The 17,257-nt window shown below is 58.1% G+C and carries 14 protein-coding genes and 1 tRNA gene; 4 read left to right on the plus strand and 11 right to left on the minus strand.

Annotated features, from left to right (window positions below; genetic code table 11):
* The first annotated feature begins 70 nt into the window (after nt 1-70).
* Nucleotides 71-1,774, plus strand: a complete 1,704-nt coding sequence (locus ACQZ5M_RS06380) for a long-chain fatty acid--CoA ligase (protein ID WP_296075457.1) — start codon at nt 71-73, stop codon at nt 1,772-1,774.
* 107 nt (nt 1,775-1,881) lie between these two features.
* Nucleotides 1,882-3,510, plus strand: a complete 1,629-nt coding sequence (gene pgi / locus ACQZ5M_RS06385) for a glucose-6-phosphate isomerase (protein ID WP_449079275.1) — start codon at nt 1,882-1,884, stop codon at nt 3,508-3,510.
* 71 nt (nt 3,511-3,581) lie between these two features.
* On the opposite strand, the gene ACQZ5M_RS06390 is transcribed toward pgi, so the two are convergent.
* The gene (locus ACQZ5M_RS06390; RefSeq protein WP_449079276.1) at nt 3,582-4,784 is read right to left on the minus strand and encodes an MFS transporter; all 1,203 of its coding nucleotides are present in this window, start codon (nt 4,782-4,784) and stop codon (nt 3,582-3,584) included.
* 76 nt (nt 4,785-4,860) lie between these two features.
* Between ACQZ5M_RS06390 and ACQZ5M_RS06395 the strand changes: the two genes are divergently transcribed.
* Nucleotides 4,861-5,835, plus strand: coding sequence for an AraC family transcriptional regulator (locus ACQZ5M_RS06395; RefSeq protein ID WP_449079277.1), 975 nt, complete (start codon nt 4,861-4,863; stop codon nt 5,833-5,835).
* Nucleotides 5,836-5,898: 63 nt separating this feature from the next.
* Here ACQZ5M_RS06395 and ACQZ5M_RS06400 read toward each other — a convergent pair whose 3' ends face one another.
* Nucleotides 5,899-7,254 (minus strand): dicarboxylate/amino acid:cation symporter, encoded by a 1,356-nt coding sequence (locus ACQZ5M_RS06400; RefSeq protein ID WP_296101516.1) that lies wholly within the window; start codon nt 7,252-7,254, stop codon nt 5,899-5,901.
* 141 nt (nt 7,255-7,395) lie between these two features.
* Nucleotides 7,396-8,364, minus strand: coding sequence for a nucleoside recognition domain-containing protein (locus tag ACQZ5M_RS06405; protein ID WP_449079278.1), 969 nt, complete (start codon nt 8,362-8,364; stop codon nt 7,396-7,398).
* A gap of 117 nt (nt 8,365-8,481) precedes the next feature.
* Here ACQZ5M_RS06405 and ACQZ5M_RS06410 point away from each other — a divergent pair, with 117 nt between their 5' ends.
* Complete coding sequence (locus ACQZ5M_RS06410) at nt 8,482-8,934, plus strand: Lrp/AsnC family transcriptional regulator (RefSeq protein WP_296035369.1); 453 nt, start codon at nt 8,482-8,484, stop codon at nt 8,932-8,934.
* A gap of 23 nt (nt 8,935-8,957) precedes the next feature.
* On the opposite strand, the gene ACQZ5M_RS06415 is transcribed toward ACQZ5M_RS06410, so the two are convergent.
* From ACQZ5M_RS06415 to ACQZ5M_RS06450, 8 genes are all read right to left on the minus strand, one after another.
* A complete protein-coding gene (locus ACQZ5M_RS06415; protein ID WP_449079279.1) occupies nt 8,958-9,413 on the minus strand; it encodes an N-acetyltransferase family protein in 456 nt (151 codons plus the stop codon).
* A 24-nt stretch (nt 9,414-9,437) separates the two neighbouring features.
* A complete protein-coding gene (locus tag ACQZ5M_RS06420) occupies nt 9,438-10,364 on the minus strand; it encodes a carbohydrate kinase family protein (RefSeq protein ID WP_296035374.1) in 927 nt (308 codons plus the stop codon).
* 86 nt (nt 10,365-10,450) lie between these two features.
* Nucleotides 10,451-11,149, minus strand: a complete 699-nt coding sequence (locus ACQZ5M_RS06425; protein ID WP_449079280.1) for an orotate phosphoribosyltransferase — start codon at nt 11,147-11,149, stop codon at nt 10,451-10,453.
* A gap of 65 nt (nt 11,150-11,214) precedes the next feature.
* A complete protein-coding gene (gene pyrC / locus ACQZ5M_RS06430; RefSeq protein ID WP_296021445.1) occupies nt 11,215-12,255 on the minus strand; it encodes a dihydroorotase in 1,041 nt (346 codons plus the stop codon).
* 135 nt (nt 12,256-12,390) lie between these two features.
* Nucleotides 12,391-13,443 carry a 4-hydroxyproline epimerase gene (locus tag ACQZ5M_RS06435; RefSeq protein WP_296021442.1) on the minus strand — a complete coding sequence of 351 codons (1,053 nt, stop codon included), beginning with the start codon at nt 13,441-13,443 and terminating at the stop codon, nt 12,391-12,393.
* 67 nt (nt 13,444-13,510) lie between these two features.
* Nucleotides 13,511-14,842 (minus strand): alpha/beta hydrolase, encoded by a 1,332-nt coding sequence (locus tag ACQZ5M_RS06440; protein ID WP_296101525.1) that lies wholly within the window; start codon nt 14,840-14,842, stop codon nt 13,511-13,513.
* A gap of 190 nt (nt 14,843-15,032) precedes the next feature.
* Nucleotides 15,033-16,802: a hypothetical protein gene (locus tag ACQZ5M_RS06445; protein WP_449079281.1), complete on the minus strand. Its 1,770-nt coding sequence runs from the start codon at nt 16,800-16,802 to the stop codon at nt 15,033-15,035.
* Nucleotides 16,803-16,983: 181 nt separating this feature from the next.
* A tRNA-Arg gene (locus ACQZ5M_RS06450) sits at nt 16,984-17,060 on the minus strand.
* Nucleotides 17,061-17,257: the final 197 nt, after the last annotated feature.

Genomic DNA, 17,257 nt, shown 5'->3' on the forward strand with positions numbered 1-17,257 from the left:
GGACCCTCAGAAAGATCAGGATGCCGAGGACGGTTGCTGGAAGCAGCATGGGAGGAAAGCAATGAGCGATATGAGTGCGATTCGTCAGGAGCCGCGTGCTGTGCAGCGCCCTTGGCTTGAATCCTATCCGAAGGGCGTACCGGCGGAACTGCCTGATCTGGGCTACGCCTCGCTTGCCGAACTCCTGGAGAGAAGCTGCACGCAGTTTGCAGATCGCAAGGCTTTTTCCAGCATGGGAAAATCCATCACCTATCGCGAACTTGAGGAGCAAACGCGCGCCATTGGGGGCTGGCTGCAAAGCATCGGCCTGCAAAAGGGTGACCGTGTCGCGGTGATGATGCCGAATATTCTGCAGAACCCCGTTGCCACCTACGCGATCTTGCGCGCGGGTCTGACAGTGGTGAACGTCAACCCACTCTACACCCCTCGTGAGCTTGAACATCAGTTGAAGGATTCCGGCGCGAAAGCACTGTTCGTTCTGGAGAACTTCGCGCACGTCGTTCAGCAGGCGCTGCCTAAGACCGATGTGAAGCACGTGATCGTCGCCACGATGGGCGATCTCCTTGGCTTCAAGGGCCATATCGTCAATCTCGTGGTGCGCAAGGTCAAGAAGCTCGTTCCCGCCTTTGCCCTTCCCCAGGCCATCACCTACAAGAGCGTACTGAAACAGGCGCGAAACACCTCCCTAAAGCCTGTAGAGTTGACTCGCAACGATATCGCCTTTCTGCAATATACCGGCGGCACAACTGGCATTTCCAAGGGCGCGGTTCTCACTCACGCCAATCTTCTGGCTAACAAGGCGCAGATCGCGCTTTGGATGGAGCCGGTCTTTGCCCGCAAGAACCGCCCGGAAGTCTTGAACTTCGTCTGTGCATTGCCGCTCTATCATATCTTTGCGCTGACGGTGAACTCGCTGATGGGTATTGCGCTTGGCGGCCACAATCTGCTGATCGCCAATCCGCGCGATATCCCCGGCTTCGTCAAGGAATTGTCGGGCTACAAGGCCCATGTCTTCCCCGGCATCAACACGCTGTTCAATGCACTGATGAACAATGAGGATTTCCGCAAGCTGGACTTTTCCTCGCTGGTTCTGGTGCTCGGCGGCGGCATGGCCGTGCAGCGCCCGGTCGCCGAACGTTGGTTCTCGATTACCGGCACGGCGATCAGCGAAGGCTATGGGCTTTCGGAAACATCACCTGTTGCGACAGTGAACTGCCTCGACCAGAACGGCTTCAGCGGCACCATTGGTCTTCCTGTTCCCTCCACGGATATCGATATCCGCGACGATGACGGCAACAGCCTGCCGATCGGCGACGTCGGTGAAATCTGCATCCGCGGCCCGCAGGTGATGGCCGGTTACTGGCAGCGCCCGGACGAAACCGCCAAAGTGATGAACCCGGACGGCTTCTTCCGCTCCGGCGATATGGGCGTGATGGATGAACGCGGATTTACCAAGATCGTCGACCGCAAGAAGGACATGATCCTGGTTTCCGGCTTCAACGTCTATCCGAACGAAATCGAGGAAGTTGCTGCTGCCCATCCGGGTGTACAGGAATGCGCCGCTGTCGGCATTCCCGACGAGCATTCGGGCGAAGCGGTCAAGCTCTATGTGGTCAAAAAGGACGAGGCTTTGACAGCCGCGGAACTGAAAGCTTTCTGCGCTGAGGGGCTGACCAACTACAAGCGCCCCAAGCATATAGAGTTCATTGCGGAAATGCCGAAGACCAATGTCGGCAAGATCCTGCGTCGCGAACTGAGAAAGCTGGCTAACTGATTGGCGACATTCGGAATAATTCAATCGATTTAGCCGATGATGCCTTGATTTGGCCCGATGAAAAAGAATAGTTTCCTCATCCTTCCACGGAGCATGAGGAGCTTTCCATGCACGCCATCGTCGAGACCCTGAAATCCACAGCCGCCAGCACCAACGCGACGGACATCCGTGCCGCCTTTGCAGCTGATGGTGAGCGCTTCGAACGGTTCAGCGCCCGCTTCGACGACCTTCTGATGGACTACTCCAAATGCGCTGTGAATGACGACATTCTAACGCTCCTGGAAAAGCTTGCCGCAGAAGGCGGCGTAGCTGAGAAGCGCGAAGAGATGTTCTCCGGCAAGGAGATCAACTTCACCGAAGGTCGCGCCGTGCTGCACACGGCTCTGCGCAATCGTTCAAACACACCAGTGCTGGTGGACGGCAAGGATGTGATGCCGGACGTGAATGACGTTCTGGCCGCCATGGGCAAGTTTGCCGATGCCATTCGTTCAGGTTCGCTCAAGGGCGCAACTGGCAAGAAGATCACCGATGTCATCAATATCGGCATCGGCGGCTCGGACCTTGGCCCGGTGATGGCGACGCTTGCGCTTTCGCCTTTTCACGACGGTCCGCGCTCCCACTTCGTTTCCAACATCGACGGCGCCCATATTGCCGACACGCTGAAGCTGATCGACCCGGAAACTTCGCTCTTCATCGTCGCCTCCAAGACCTTCACCACCATCGAGACGATGACGAATGCGGCGACCGCTCGCAAGTTCATCGCCGATGCGCTGGGTGAGGATGCCGTCAAGCACCACTTCTGTGCCGTTTCCACCGCCCTCGACAAGGTCGCTGCTTTCGGCATCGACAGCGACCGGATTTTCGGTTTTTGGGACTGGGTGGGTGGTCGTTACTCCATCTGGTCCGCCATCGGCCTGCCGCTGATGATCGCCATTGGCCCGGAGAAGTTCGGCGAGTTCCTCGACGGCGCGCATGCGATGGACAAGCATTTCCGAGATGCGCCGTTGCGCCAGAACCTGCCCATGCTCCTCGGCCTCATCGGCTTTTATCATCGCAACGTGCTGAATTATTCGACACGTGCCATCCTGCCCTACGATCAGCGCCTGTCGCGCTTCCCCGCATACCTGCAGCAGCTGGATATGGAATCGAACGGCAAGGGTGTGACGATCGACAGCACACCAGTCGACGGCCAGTCCGGCCCGGTCGTCTGGGGCGAACCCGGCACCAATGGCCAGCATGCCTTTTACCAGCTGATCCATCAGGGCACGAGCATCATTCCCGCCGAATTCATGATCGCCGCCAATGGCTTCGAAAAGGAACTGCGCCATCAGCATCAGTTGCTGATCGCCAATTGCCTTGCGCAGTCCGAAGCGCTGATGAAGGGCCGCACGCTTGCAGAAGCCAAGGCGCAGCTGACTTCCAAGGGCATGGACGACAAAAAGGCCGACTTCATCGCGCCGCACCGCGTCTTCACCGGCAACCGCCCGTCGATCACCTTCGTCTATGACAAACTGACGCCCTTTGCACTCGGACGCCTGATTGCGCTCTATGAGCACCGCGTCTTCGTCGAAGGCGTACTCTTCCGCATCAATTCCTTCGATCAGTGGGGCGTGGAACTCGGCAAGGAACTGGCAACCAACCTGCTGCCCGTGGTGGAGGGCAAGGAGAGCGCCGCCGATCACGATAGCTCGACCCAAGGGTTGGTCAAAGCGCTGGCGGGACTGGCGTCGGCTTAAACAACATCATTGGTCACGAAAAAGCCGGGACGTCGATCCCGGCTTTTTCCATGTCATCTATTGGACTTTGCCTATGCCAGGCGCGGCTCCGGTCTTGACCGGACGCCGACCATGATGCCGATGGCTGCCAGTGCGAGCACAAGCCCACTTGTGCCGAAGACGCTGGTGGCGCCACTCACATCGAAGATGATCCCTCCGACTGCGGCACCCATACCGATGGCAAACTGGATGGAGGCGACGAGAAGACCACCCGCACTTTCAGCTTCATCAGGGATAGTGCGGGCAAGCCAGGTGGACCAAGAGACTGGTACCGCACCGAAGAGGAAGCCCCAGAGGGCGACCAGCACGGCGGCGACCGGTAAAGGAGGTACGGTGGTGACAAGAAGCACCGCCATGAGCGCCATAAGGAGCGGAAGAGCTGCAAGCGACAGTTTCAGGCTACGGCTGATCAGCAATCCCGCAACCAGCGTGCCAACGAAATTGGCAAGGCCGAAACCCAGCAGCAGCGCCGACACCATACCAATACCGGCACCAATATCGGCCTCCAGATAGGGACGCAGATAAGTGAAGAAGGCAAAGTGACCGCCAAACACCAGCGTCGCAGCAACGAGGCCAAGCGCAATACCAGGTCTTGCGAGGACGACACCGAGCGTCTTTAGGGTACCGTTACTGGTGGGAGCGAGCTTCGGCAGCGTCAAAAACTGGGCGATGAGGGAGGCAACTCCCAGGAGTGCTGTGAGCAAGAAGACAAAGCGCCAGCCGGCGAGATCACCGAGATAGCTGCCTACGGGCGCAGCGACGATGGTCGCGCCAGACACGCCGCTGAAGATCATAGAGAGCGCGCGCGGTACGCTTGCCGCAGGTACCAGCCGGATGACGATGGCCGTCGACATGGCCCAGAAGCCGCCGAGCGCCACGCCGAGCAATAACCGCCCGATCAGAAGCATCGCCAAGCCTGGCGCTACCGCCACCATCAGGTTGGAGATGACAAGAAATGAGGAGAAGATCATCATCAGGTGGCGGCGATCGATGTTGCGCGCCACGGAGGTGATCAACAGGCTTGCCACCATGCCGACGATGGCAGTGACGGTAACCGCCTGACCGGCGGCCCCCTCGGTTATGCCGAGGTCTGCGGCGATGGGTGTGAGAAGGCTCGCCGGCAGAAACTCTGCGGTGACAAGGCCGAAAACGCCGAGCGCCATGGAGATGACGGCGCCCCAGGCGGGCGCTTCGGGACCATCAGTCGCGCGATTGGAAAGAGGTGTCGGGTTCATCTGTTTGTCCTTTGGGAGGAGAGGATGGCAGAACATAGGCTGGACTCTTCGGACGATCCATGCCACAAAATCCGCTATGCTTGATCAAAAGTCCGGAAGTGGTACCGCCCCCGATCTCATCAGCGAGTTGTTGATGGGTATGCGGCTCGTGGGGCTTGATTATCGTCGCATCGAGGCGTCAGCCCCTTTCGGCTTTTCTTTCGGTGAAGTCGAAGGCCGTGCGCAGTTTCATTTCGTGGCTTGCGGACCGGTGTATCTTCGTGCTCCTTCAGGCGCGTTTCACATGATGAATGCTGGCGATGCCGTGCTTTTGCCGCGCGGGGGCGCTCATTCGCTGCTGTCAGACCCCGACATTGCGTGCCAGAACATCCGCTCTCTGGATGCCGCGCCGCTCTGCAACTCCGTGAGTGGAATCAAGACCTGCGAACCTGATGTACCTTCCGAGGAGCGCGTGCTGGTATTCAGCGGATGCATGGAGTTCGACCTTGGAGCGATGCACCCTATCACAGGACTGATGCCGGAGGTCATGTTCGTCAACACCCTGACATCGCGCTATCCGGAACTGTTGCCGATGCTTGAAGCCATGGAGCGTGAAACCCGTCAAGCCCGCGCTGGCTTCGCCGGGATTCTGGCACGACTAGCCGATGTGGTCGCTGCTTTTATCGTAAGAGCCTGGGTGGAATGCGGCTGCGGCGATTCTTCCGGCTGGGTGGCGGCACTTCGCGACCCGCGTCTCGGGCGGGTGATCCTAGCCATCCATAACAAACCTGGTCACGACTGGACGCTCGCCGAACTGGCAGTGGTCATGGGCGCGTCCCGCTCGGTCTTTGCTGAGCGGTTTCTGGAGGTGACCGGCATGACGCCGGTGCGCTACCTCACCGAACTGCGCATGCGCCTTGCCATGCAGTGGATCGGCAAGGAGAGAATGCCGATCGAAACGGCAGCGGAGAAGCTTGGCTATGGCTCGCAGGCCGCCTTCAGCCGCGCTTTCAAGCGCATCGTCGGCCATCCGCCGAGCGCCCTTTCCTCCTCGATCAGTCACCATGCCTAACCTTCAAAACAAAGCCCGCCGGCTGTATTGCAGGGCGGGCTTGTCGCGTGATCGGAAGCGGGTCTATTCCGCAGGCGTTGCCGCCGGATCGAGTGCGTCGATCCCTTCCTGACGATCATAGGCTGCTTGATCGAGAATACCTTGTCGCTTGGCGACGATGGTCGGGATCAGCGCCTGCCCCGCCACATTCACCGCCGTGCGGCCCATATCCAGGATCGGATCGACCGCCAGCAGAAGTCCGACGCCTTGTAGGGGCAGGCCGAGCGTGGAGAGGGTCAGCGTGAGCATCACCGTTGCACCCGTCAGTCCAGCCGTTGCTGCCGAGCCGAGCACGGAAACGAAGACGATCAGCACATATTCCTGAATGCCGAGCGGCACCCCGTAGAACTGCGCAACAAAGATGGCCGAAATCGCTGGATAGATCGCAGCGCAGCCATCCATCTTTGTCGTGGCGCCGAGCGGCACGGCGAAGGCGGAATATTCACGTGGCACACCAAGATTGCGCTCCGTCACCTGCTCCGTCACCGGCAACGTGCCGATGGAGGAACGAGACACGAAGGCGAGCTGGATGGCAGGCCATGCGCCTGCGAAGAAGCGCACCGGGTTCAAACCGTTTGCCGCGAGGATCACCGGATAGACAATGAAAAGAACGATGGCGAGCCCAATGTAGATTGCCGCCGAGAACCAGCCGAGCGAAGCGAGCGCCTCCCAGCCATAGACCGCAACCGCGTTGCCGAGAAGGCCGATTGTGCCGATCGGTGTCAAACGGATGACCCACCAGAGCATCTTGCGGGTGATGGCAAGCAGCGAGCGGTTGAAGGACAGGAAAGCCTCTGCCTTCTCACCCACCTGAAGGGCTGCAATGCCGACCGCAATCGAAATGACTAGAATTTGCAGAACGTTGAAGTTCAGGCCGGTGGTGGCACCCGTCTGCGTGACTTTGGTCGAGGCTTGCAAACCCAGAATGTTGGAAGGGATGAGACCCTTCAAGAAATCCAGCCACGAACCCGTAGTCGACGGCGCTGCGGCCGCAGTCGCTTCCACGCCCGTGTTGAGACCGGGCTGAATGATGAGGCCGAGCGTGATGCCGATGAGCACAGCAATCAGCGCGGTGATCGCGAACCAAAGCAGCGTCTGCCAGACGAGGCGTGCTGCATTGTTCAACTCACGCAGATTGGCGATGCTGGCGACAATCGCGGTGAAGATCAAAAGCGGCACGAGCGCGCGCAACAGCTGCACGAAGATCGAGCCTATGGTGGAGAGCGCCTGCACCAACCAGTTCGGCCCGGCTGCCGTCGGGCCCATTTCCCGGGCGATGTAACCGAGAACGAGACCGACCACCATGGCGGCGAAAACCTGGAAACCGAAAGACGCATAGAACGGCTTCTGCGACCGTTTTGCGGAAAGTGAAGCAGACATATTTTTGAAATCCGTAAAAGCGAGGGATGCGTGGGCATCTAACGCACGAGGGAAAGAATTGCTCCTATATTCGGCATCATGCTTAGAAATTCAACAAATCGGATTTCACTTCGTCGAGGATTGGGAGAATTTTGTTCCTCTTTAGACACCTTCAGGCTGGCTTCTGAACAAGCGTGAGAAGAAAGTCCGGTCCGATATCGCCGCCAGTACCAATGCCAGCGCTGCCGTTGCGCCGATCGCGAAGATTACCCGCCCGATCAGGGTGCTGTAGATATCTGCTCCGAGAGACACCATCAAAAGCGTGTCCTCGATAATGCTGTGGGCAAAGCCCATGAAAACGCAGGAGAGGAATATCTGGCGCGGTGCGATGATGCCAGATCGCGCTTCGCGGATCAGAAGACCAGCGCCATAGGAAATTCCGAGGAAGAGACCGATGGCTGTCAGATGCCCCGCCTCTCCTTTAATGCCTGCCAGTCGCAGCAATGGCTCTATGCCTTTCATCATTACGCCGAGAACGCCTGTAACCTTCAAGACCTCAAGGCTCCATGAAAGAAGAAGAAGGACGACAAGCATCATGATCATCGTTTCCGCCAGCCCCCAGAGATAGATGGACCAGTCAGGCGTGGCTGCGCCCGGCACCCAGGCGGGCGCGACGGAGTAGGAAAGCCAGCCCGTCATCTGGAAGAGGCGATGCAGGATAAAGGCGTAAATGAAACCTCCCAGGATACGCAGCATTGTGGTTGCCACCATGCCGGGTCCGGCCTTCTGGATGATCTTCTGTTCCAGCGGCAGACCATGAGCAAAGAGGACAAGCGCAGAAAACACTGTGACATCCGCGGTGCTGAGTTCCGACATCGGAACGAGCGTGAAGAGTAGCGGCACGGCACCCCATATTCCGACCAGCATCGCGGTCAACCAGGCGAGCCCGAGCTCAGGCTGTAGGCCGACGGCATTCATGACCGGCCCGAAGGCGGGTGCCACGGCCTCGACGACGCCCAGTCGCGACAGCACTTCTGTCAAAAGCGAGATCGGCACCGTGATCTTGACGAGCAGCCAGTAGATTGCCAGCGTTTCGCGGGACTTCAGCAACAGAGATTGAAAGAATGACATTGGCAACTCCTCGGGAACCGCCAATGCAATAAACCGAAGCACTTCGCATTTTTGATCAACGATTGCGTCTTCCTGCAATTTTATTGCAAATTCGCATCGGTCTCATATGATCGCGTCATGGACCGTATCGACCGCAGCATTCTCAACATCATGCAACGCGACGCCTCGCTCACCAATGTGGAGATGGCCGATAAGGTGGGACTTTCGCCATCGAGTTGTCTGCGGCGGGTGCAGCGTCTTTATAAGACAGGCATCATCGACCGGGTCGTCGCCATTCTCAACCCGGCAAAGGCCGGACGCGGCATCAAGGCGCTGGTTTCGGTGGAATTGAAGCTGCATGGCGAGCAGCACATGCGGCGCTTTCTCGACCTCGTCCGGACCGAGGACGCGGTTACGCATGCCTATGCGATTACCGGCGACATGGATGTGATGCTGATGCTACGTCTCACCGACATGGAAGAGTTCGACGCCTTATGCGACAGGCTATTTCGCGATCAGACGAACGTGGCGCGCTTCGTGACAATGGTGGTGATCAAAACGGCGAAAGAGGAAACGGCGATCCGGGTTTAATGCGATCCATCAAACAACTGGCTTCAGGCTTCTCGTCTCGCTTCAAGTTGTCGCTTCTGAAAGCCTGTCTTGGATGGCTCGAACCCGGCGCTTCGATAGAAGGCATGCGTTTCCGGCCTCGTTGAATCCGTCATCAGCATGACTTTGTAGCAACCGGCCTGCCACGCAGCATTCACCGCAAAATCAAGAATCTGTCGACCGATGCCTCGCCGTCTGAAGTCGCGATGTGTCACGACGTTCTCAATCAAAGCATAGGGCCGCCCACCTCTCGTGAGGTTCGGGACAACCACCAGTACACATGATCCAGCGATTGTGCCGTCTACCTCACAGAGAGCGATCATGCTGCCGGAATAGGCTGAAAGCTGATCGAAAATTCGTTCAGCATCCGCCAACTCCGGAGATGCATCTCCCGGTGACAGATGCTGGTACAGGTCGAGCAACTCCGGCACATCGCTCTTCTCAGCGGCCCGAACCAGCATGGTGTTCAACCCTTCACGCCCAGACTAAAGACCGATCTCATTGGCCCATGGCGGATTGGCGCCTGCACGCGATACCGTCACCGCCGCAGCCTTGGCGCCGAGCGCCAGAGCCTTGGCAATCTGGTCTTCGGTGAGTGAGGCGACCTGTGGTTTGGTGAGGAGGCCCTGGAGTTTCAGGGAGGCCAGGATGCCGGCATCGAAGGTGTCGCCGGCACCCACGGTGTCGACCACCTCGACGCGTTCGCTCGGCACTTCGACGCGCAGTTGCTTGGTGTAGCCGACAGCGCCCTCCGCGCCACGGGTAACGACGACGAGCTTTGCGCCGTGGTGCAGCCAGTGGCGGGCGAGTGTGTCTTCATCGCCCTTCAGGCCGAACCAGGCCAGATCCTCATCCGAGAATTTCACGATATCCGACATCGCCGCCATGCGATTGATACGGTCCATGTGCTTCTGCTTGTCCTGAATGAAGCCCGGACGGATATTGGGATCGAGCGAGATGACCCGCTTTTCATGCTCGCGCACCAGGAGCGCCTCATAGGTGCTGCCGCAAGGCTCAGGGATCAGGCTGATCGCGCCGAAATGCATCGCTTCGCATTCGCCACCCAGATTCGGCAGATCCTTTTCTGACAGCATGCGGCCTGCAGTGCCTTCATCATAGAAGGCATAGGTCGCGTGGCCGTCGACCAACTTGACGAAGGCGATGGTGGATGGGCGGTTGGAGAAGGCGCAGAGGCTGTAATCGACATTGCTGGCGCGCAACGTTTCCTTCAGGATTTCGCCCATCATGTCATCGGCGATACCGGAGAAGAAAGCGGATGGGACGCCAAGACGTCCGAGCGCGATGGCGGTGTTGAAAACCGCGCCGCCTGCATAAGGGGCGAAAGCTGCCTCGCCTTTGGTCGATTCACGCGGCAGCATGTCGATCAGGGCTTCGCCACAACACAGGATCATCCGATTTTCCTCCAAATCTAAATCGATTAGATGCTTAACGGCAGCACCTTGCCCCGGTCAATACAAGAGGCAAGGTTCAGCCAAAATTACGATTGCGGCAATTCGCTGACGCCGCCGTGACGAGCCGACCAAGGCAGCGGATTATCTAGAAAAGCTTCAACCTCCGACAGTGTCTTATCGTCGAAAAGCTTTTCGGAACGGGCGGCCTCCAGCACATTGCGCCAGGTGCTGAGGTAGTGCAGCTTCACTTGACCGTTGGCAAAGCGCGCCTCTGCTTCCGGGAAGATGCCATAGTAAAACAGCGCGATGCCGTGATCGACAATGCCGCCAGCGGCACGAATGGCATTAATGAAGGTAAACATGGATCCGCCTGCCGTGGTCAAATCCTCGATGACCAGCACGCGGGCGCCTTCCGGCATATGGCCTTCGATCTGCGCATTGCGGCCATGGCCCTTCGGCTTCTTGCGGCAGTAGATCATCGGCAGGCCGAGACGTTCGGCCAGGAAGGCGGCAAAGGGAATGCCAGCCGTTTCGCCACCGGCGACGCAATCGAACTTCTCAAAACCAGCATCGGCGACGATCTTGGCGGCGGCAAAATCCATCACGGCTGAGCGAATGCGCGGATAGGAGATCAGCTTGCGCATATCGATATAGACCGGGCTCTTCATGCCCGATGCGAAGGTATAGGGCGCTTCGGAGTTGAAGTGGACGGCCTTGATTTCCCACAGCATCTTCGCAACGAGCTCAGCAACCACGGTGCGATCGGTGAAATTGAATTGGGCCATCGGCATCTTCCTCTTTTTGTCAGCCATCGATAAAAAAACTGCCGGATAAACCGGCAGTTCGAACATCAGTTTTCTACATCCCAATGCAGCGGGAACATCGGATCGAAGACCGTCACAGGTCCAGCGCCCGTCTCGATCTTTGCCGGGAAGGCCACAGGGTCATCGCGCCTCACCAGGGTGATCGTTTCGTCATTTGGCGAAAGGCCATACCAAGCGGGGCCATTCAAAGACGCAAAAGCCTCGAGCTTTTCCAGCGCATTGTCCTGCTCGAACACATGGGCAAGGCAGCTCATGGTGTTGATGGACGTATAGACGCCCGCGCAGCCGCAGGCGCACTCCTTCAGCGGATCGACATGCGGGGCGGAGTCCGTACCGAGGAAGAAACGAGCGTCGCCGGAGGTCGCAGCGGCGCGCAGCGCTAAGCGATGCTCCTCGCGCTTTGCCACCGGCAGGCAGTAGTAATGCGGCTTGATACCGCCGACCAGAATGGCATTGCGGTTGATGATAAGGTGATGGGTGGTGATAGAGCCTGCGAGATTTTTCTCCGCGCCGCGAATATAGTCCACGCCGTCCCTCGTCGTCACGTGCTCCATCGTCACTTTCAGTTCCGGCAGGCGCTGACGAAGAGGTGCAAGAACCGTATCGATAAAGACTTTCTCGCGGTCGAAGATATCGACCTCTGGCGTTGTGACTTCGCCGTGGACGCAAAGCGGCAGGCCGATTTTCGCCATGCGCTCCAGGACCGGCATCGCCTTGTCCATATCGCGCACGCCGCCATGCGAATTGGTGGTGGCGCCAGCGGGGTACAGCTTCACGGCGGTGATGAGGCCGCTCTTCCTGCCCTCTTCCACATCGTCGGCGCTGGTATGCTCGGTGAGATAGAGCGTCATAAGCGGCTCGAAGCGGTCGCCAGCGGGAATGGCCTTGACGATGCGCTCGCGGTAGGCGCGCGCGTCTGCCGTAGTGACGACCGGCGGCACGAGGTTGGGCATGATGATGGCACGGGCAAAGTGGCGGCTGGTATCGCCAATCACGCCTTCCAACATTGCGCCATCGCGCAGGTGCAGGTGCCAGTCATCCGGGCGGCGAAGGGTGATCGTCTGCATCGTGAGCCTCTCAAGCAGGTCGGCGCAAAGTATCTCGCAGTTTGCGCGTGAAGACCTTGCGAAGAACAATGTATGGGGTGCGGCCCGCTTAGCACCTTTCTGCCGAAGAAGACAGCGCTGTTGGACGACTTGGGGCTACTTTTTCGCCTCACCGATGGAGCCTGCCTGCGGACCCCAGACATCGGTCATGGCAAAGCCATCGGCCAGCGGATCGAACGGGTCGAGTGCGATCTGGTGCAGACCAAAGGTAAAGCCGCGCCCGGTAATAGTGGGAATGACCGCTTGCTTTCCCGCCACCTGCGAAAGGGCCGAAAGGCCGACTTCGAATTCCGTTCCGATAATCGAACGCGACGTGTAGGTATCGCCCACCTTCACCTTGCCGCGCGCGTGAAGCGTGGCCAGATTGGCCGAGTTGCCCGTGCCGCAGGGCGAACGATCCGCCCGGCCCGGCCACATGGTGGTGCAGGTGCGAATGGTGCCATCCTCTTCCGTATCGCGGAACATCACATAGGCGACGCCGAAAATGGCGGGGATTTCCGGATGCACCACCGGAATGTCGCGGTTGACGATATCCTTTAACACCATGCCGGCGGCCACAAGCTTGGCGGCATTGGCCTTGTCGATGGTCAGCCCGATCTGGCGAACATCCACCAGCGCATAGAAAATGCCGCCATAGGAAATATCCATCCGGATGCGGCCCCAGTCCGGCGTGTCGATCTCCACGTCCAACTCGTGAACGAAGGACGGCACCATGGTGAGCTTGACCTTCTCGCAGCGCCCATCCCGGCATGTAGCAGTTGCCTTGACGAGACCAGCGGCGGTTTCCAGCATCACGATGGTTTCCGGCTCCTTCATTTCCACCATGCCGCTTTCCAGCAGAGCAGTGGTGGCGCAGATGGAGTTGGAGCCGGAGCTTGCATGCGCCTGATCGGGCTGGAGAATGACGAAGGCGGCATCTGCATCCGGGTGCTTGGGCGGCAGCAGCAGATTGACGGAGCCGATCGGCGTGCCGCGGGGCTCGAGCGTCAGGAAGCGGCGAAGCTCCTCGCCCTTCGGATCGGTGTTCAGCCAATGAAGCTGCTCGGCAACGGTTGCCCCCGGAATTTTCGGCACGCCGCCCGTCGCGACACGACCGATCTCGCCTTCGCAATGGACATCGAGAAGCTGAAGGGTGCGTTTCCAGCGCATGGGGCCTTACTCCGAGAGGGAATTTTCCCCGTCATAGCCGATAAAATACTGTTTGTATATTGGCAGATCAGCGTGCGCGGCAGGCAGCATTGTCGCGATTGACGCGGATCGAGCAGTCCGTCTGGCTTCGCGTTCCGCTATCGAGGACTTGCGGATCGACAACGCTGGTGGCGGTATCGCCCACAGAGCCCACGGTGTTCTCCACGGAACGACCAAGACGTTCGACCTGACGACCGTAATTTTCGCGCGTGCGCGGATCGAAGACGGCAATCGGCGCGCTGATGGCCACACTCGCCGCTGTGCCAACCGTCTGCGCCGCACCGATGCCGACAGCACCGATGGCTTCACCCAGACCGACATCGGAATCGGTCACGGTCTGGCCTGCGATCAAGCGGTCACCAATCAGCTTTACGACTTCCGGGCTTTCGGCAAACTTCCCATGGTTCAGTCTGTCTCCCGATTGCAGCTTGGTCAAATCGAGAACCGTGATGCCGGCTTTTTCCAACTCGCTACGATAGGGCTCGGCAGCGGGATCGATCTGGCCAAGTCGGTCGACATTGCCGGAAATGCGGCGCGATAGGCTGAGCGCCCGGTCATCCTGAGAGACGAAGAGCGTGAATTTCGGCTTGTCCTTGCCAAGGCTTGCATATTGACGCCCGAACACATCCACGTCGAGATCGGGAGCCGCCAGGATGACGTTGTTGATCTTCGGCAAAACACGACCGTTGCGGATCGCCATCTGGCGCAGCGCCTCAACTGCAAGCCAAGTCCCCATGGAATGGGCCATGACGGTCACGTCACTGACGGAGCTGTCCTTGGCAAGGCGCGTCAGCATCTCCTCCAGCGCATCACGCGAGTAGTTGGTGCTTTCCTTGTCGTAATTGTAATCAAAGATGCTGGCGCGCGAGGGCCAGGTGAAGACAACCGGGACGACATCCGTTCCGGAGTCATGGACGATCTGGGCAAAACGGTAGACCGATTCCTCATAGCGATTGTTGAAGCCGTGGACGAAGACCAGAACACGCCGGTCTTTCGGGCTATGTCGCTTGATCCAGCTCCGCGTATCGGCAGCCGAGGTCACCGGTTCAACCGAAATCGTGGTGAAGTCTTTCAATGGGTCTGGCGGCAGCTTCTTCGGCCACTGCACCTGACCGACCTTGCGGTTGGCAGCTGGTGGAATGGAGACCGTCACCGCATCCACCTTCAGACCCGTTCCGCGCTCGCCACCGAACAGGACCGCCTTGTCTTCAGCCGGGGCACGTGTGGTTGCCACTAACAGGCTGACCGGCGTCGTGCCTTGCACCACCTGGCCCGTTGGCGTCATCACACCGATGGGACGCCCGCCGCAACTGGCCAGAATCGCAAGCATGGTGACAAAGGTAACGAGCCTTGCGGCCATTCCGACACTCCAGGAACAGGCAGAGGCTTTGTTTCACAATCCATATGACACGCCCCGGCAATCAACCACTGACGTTATTACAGAAGCATCGTACTTAAGCCAGCCATGCTGCCGGTCTTAGACATGACTTTTGACAGGCGGTGTGTCCCTGCCGCCTCTCACGCCTACCCGGCACCCGACCCCTTTGACGTCAATGCGTAGCGTAAGCCGCCCTGAACGCATTCCCTTGCGCCACATTGCTTTTCTGCTCGGCCTCCAGGACAGAGAGCTTCCCACTCCAGGCGGGCAATAATTCTACGATTGCGCCGCCGGCCTGCCGCAAGATATCGAGCGAAGGTGGATTTCGAGGCGGATCAATTCGGTCGAGGTCCCGCATGAAGTGCTGAAACGTGCTCCTCATTTCGCCAATCATCGTTTTGACGACGTCACTGAACTCATTTTCCTGCAAAAGCACCGCCAAACGATAATTGTCGGGAACGGTCAGAACCGTCGATCCCTCGAGCGAAGCGTTCAAAGCCTCGAAGAACACGCGGTAGGTCGTGAAATCCCGAAGCAGAAACGTCTCAGGCAAGGTCTCGACGATTTCGGCGCTGCGGGGTTCACCCAACAGGATGCAAGGTGTGACGGTTGCTCTTCGCTCCATCCGATCGATGATCGTTCCAAGCGATTTGCCCGTTCCGACGAAATCGACAAGCAGGTTTCGAAGACCCAGCTTGTTTTGCAGATAGGCTTCATACTCGACCGACTCGGTGTAGCAGACCGCGCGCGAGATACGAATATACTCGGAAGGCGGCATATTCGCCCGCGCAAAATGGCGCGATGCGAGCATCTCCTGCCACAGGTTACAATCGCGCGCAGCCATCAGAATCTTGTCGACGCCACGCTCTTGTGCGCAGGCTTTGAGCCAGAAGGACGCGAGGAGCATCAACGGAATATTGATGGACGCCTGAGCCCTCTTGGCGTGACGGATGGCAAGGCTTGGGTGGAACGAGCGCAAGCGTGCTTCCCGAACCGCATGCGCGTAAGCCCCGAGCCCGATGGCGTGCAGGACTTGTTCGGTCTGGTCCCATTTGGAGATGCTGACGAGCGCCACGTCGATCCCGAAGGAAGCGGGACTGATGATATCGGCCTGGATGTTGTCACCAAAGTGTGTGCGCACATTATGATTTGAGAGAATTTCCGGCCATATCTGCCGATGATGCTTGCCGTAGTTGCTCAGGTAGAGCCGGTTTTCCAGTCCGCACTTTTCTCGCAGCACACGCTCGATAAAAGGGCGCGGCAGATACATGTCAGAGATGACGATGTCGTTTGCACCGACGCGCGCCACGACGTCACCGATTGGAAAGAGATGCTCCCACTCCTCTTCCAGTTCCATCCATCTCAGGACAGCCGCCTGTTTCTGCGTGATGAAGCCTTCGGATACCATGATCAGGTAAATATCGTCGATCCCGTAAGGTCGCCGCCCGAATATGCTCATCTCGGTTTTGTGCCGCCAGTCTGCAAACCCCGGAACAGCGGCCTTGCGCTCTACAATGCGGAAGACTTCCAGCGGATCATAACAGCGTCTGGCGACAAGCGTGTCGAAAAGGTCAAAACTCTGAATCCTGGTATGACTGTCGGACGCATTTTCTTCGAGCACATGAAAGTTGGCCGTCTCTTCATACCCGAGCATCGGATTGCGGAAGTAACCACCCAGCCGTATGGCTTCGCCGGCTCCGGAGAGCGGTGATAACTGGCAAGTTACCCTGCCGTCAGCATCGAGTATATTAACGACGTTTCCATCCAACTCCCAGTAGGTTTCATTGGCATGGCTGTAACCGATAAGAAATCCATTTTGATGAAAGACGAAATCTTCGCTTATGACAGAGTTTTGCGGCTCGACCTTGAACGTAAACGTTCTAGAGAGCAGTTGGTCAGCGTCGACAGAAATGGGAGCTTTTTCTTCTGCAACATTAAGCATTCTATGTCCCATCGTTGGAATATAGGACGCTCTTAAGGCCAAAAGCTTGCCTCAGACTAACCAAGTAGCCTTCGATAGACCAGGGGTGGCACCGCAACGACCAAGAGGAAAGCACATCGTCAACAGAAACGCCTTATGGCTTTTCTTGCCGATCAACATGTATCTGTATGTGAGAAGGAAATGGCGCACCCGAAGAGATTCGAACTCCTGACCCCCAGATTCGTAGTCTGGTGCTCTATCCAGCTGAGCTACGGGTGCGTGCCGTGGAACCGTGTTCCGTTGGCGTGGCGATCCTCTAAAACGTCCCACCTTCGAATGCAAGCGATTTTGTTTTCAAAACGTCATTTTCCTGCAATGAATTTTACAAGCCATTGAATTTTAAAGACTTCTGGACTAGGCGAATTTGAGCATCAAATTCGCGATCGAAAATGATCGATGTCCATGCGGCTTTAAAC

The organism is Rhizobium sp. 22-785-1, from assembly GCF_053521965.1.

Coding starts and splice junctions, on each gene's coding strand:
- ACQZ5M_RS06380 (WP_296075457.1), top strand. CDS start 71: ATGAGTGCGATTCGTCAGGAGCCGCGTGCTGTGCAGCGCCCTTGGCTT.
- pgi (WP_449079275.1), top strand. CDS start 1,882: ATGCACGCCATCGTCGAGACCCTGAAATCCACAGCCGCCAGCACCAAC.
- ACQZ5M_RS06390 (WP_449079276.1), bottom strand. CDS start 4,784: ATGAACCCGACACCTCTTTCCAATCGCGCGACTGATGGTCCCGAAGCG.
- ACQZ5M_RS06395 (WP_449079277.1), top strand. CDS start 4,861: ATGCTTGATCAAAAGTCCGGAAGTGGTACCGCCCCCGATCTCATCAGC.
- ACQZ5M_RS06400 (WP_296101516.1), bottom strand. CDS start 7,254: ATGTCTGCTTCACTTTCCGCAAAACGGTCGCAGAAGCCGTTCTATGCG.
- ACQZ5M_RS06405 (WP_449079278.1), bottom strand. CDS start 8,364: ATGTCATTCTTTCAATCTCTGTTGCTGAAGTCCCGCGAAACGCTGGCA.
- ACQZ5M_RS06410 (WP_296035369.1), top strand. CDS start 8,482: ATGGACCGTATCGACCGCAGCATTCTCAACATCATGCAACGCGACGCC.
- ACQZ5M_RS06415 (WP_449079279.1), bottom strand. CDS start 9,413: ATGCTGGTTCGGGCCGCTGAGAAGAGCGATGTGCCGGAGTTGCTCGAC.
- ACQZ5M_RS06420 (WP_296035374.1), bottom strand. CDS start 10,364: ATGATCCTGTGTTGTGGCGAAGCCCTGATCGACATGCTGCCGCGTGAA.
- ACQZ5M_RS06425 (WP_449079280.1), bottom strand. CDS start 11,149: ATGGCCCAATTCAATTTCACCGATCGCACCGTGGTTGCTGAGCTCGTT.
- pyrC (WP_296021445.1), bottom strand. CDS start 12,255: ATGCAGACGATCACCCTTCGCCGCCCGGATGACTGGCACCTGCACCTG.
- ACQZ5M_RS06435 (WP_296021442.1), bottom strand. CDS start 13,443: ATGCGCTGGAAACGCACCCTTCAGCTTCTCGATGTCCATTGCGAAGGC.
- ACQZ5M_RS06440 (WP_296101525.1), bottom strand. CDS start 14,842: ATGGCCGCAAGGCTCGTTACCTTTGTCACCATGCTTGCGATTCTGGCC.
- ACQZ5M_RS06445 (WP_449079281.1), bottom strand. CDS start 16,802: ATGCTTAATGTTGCAGAAGAAAAAGCTCCCATTTCTGTCGACGCTGAC.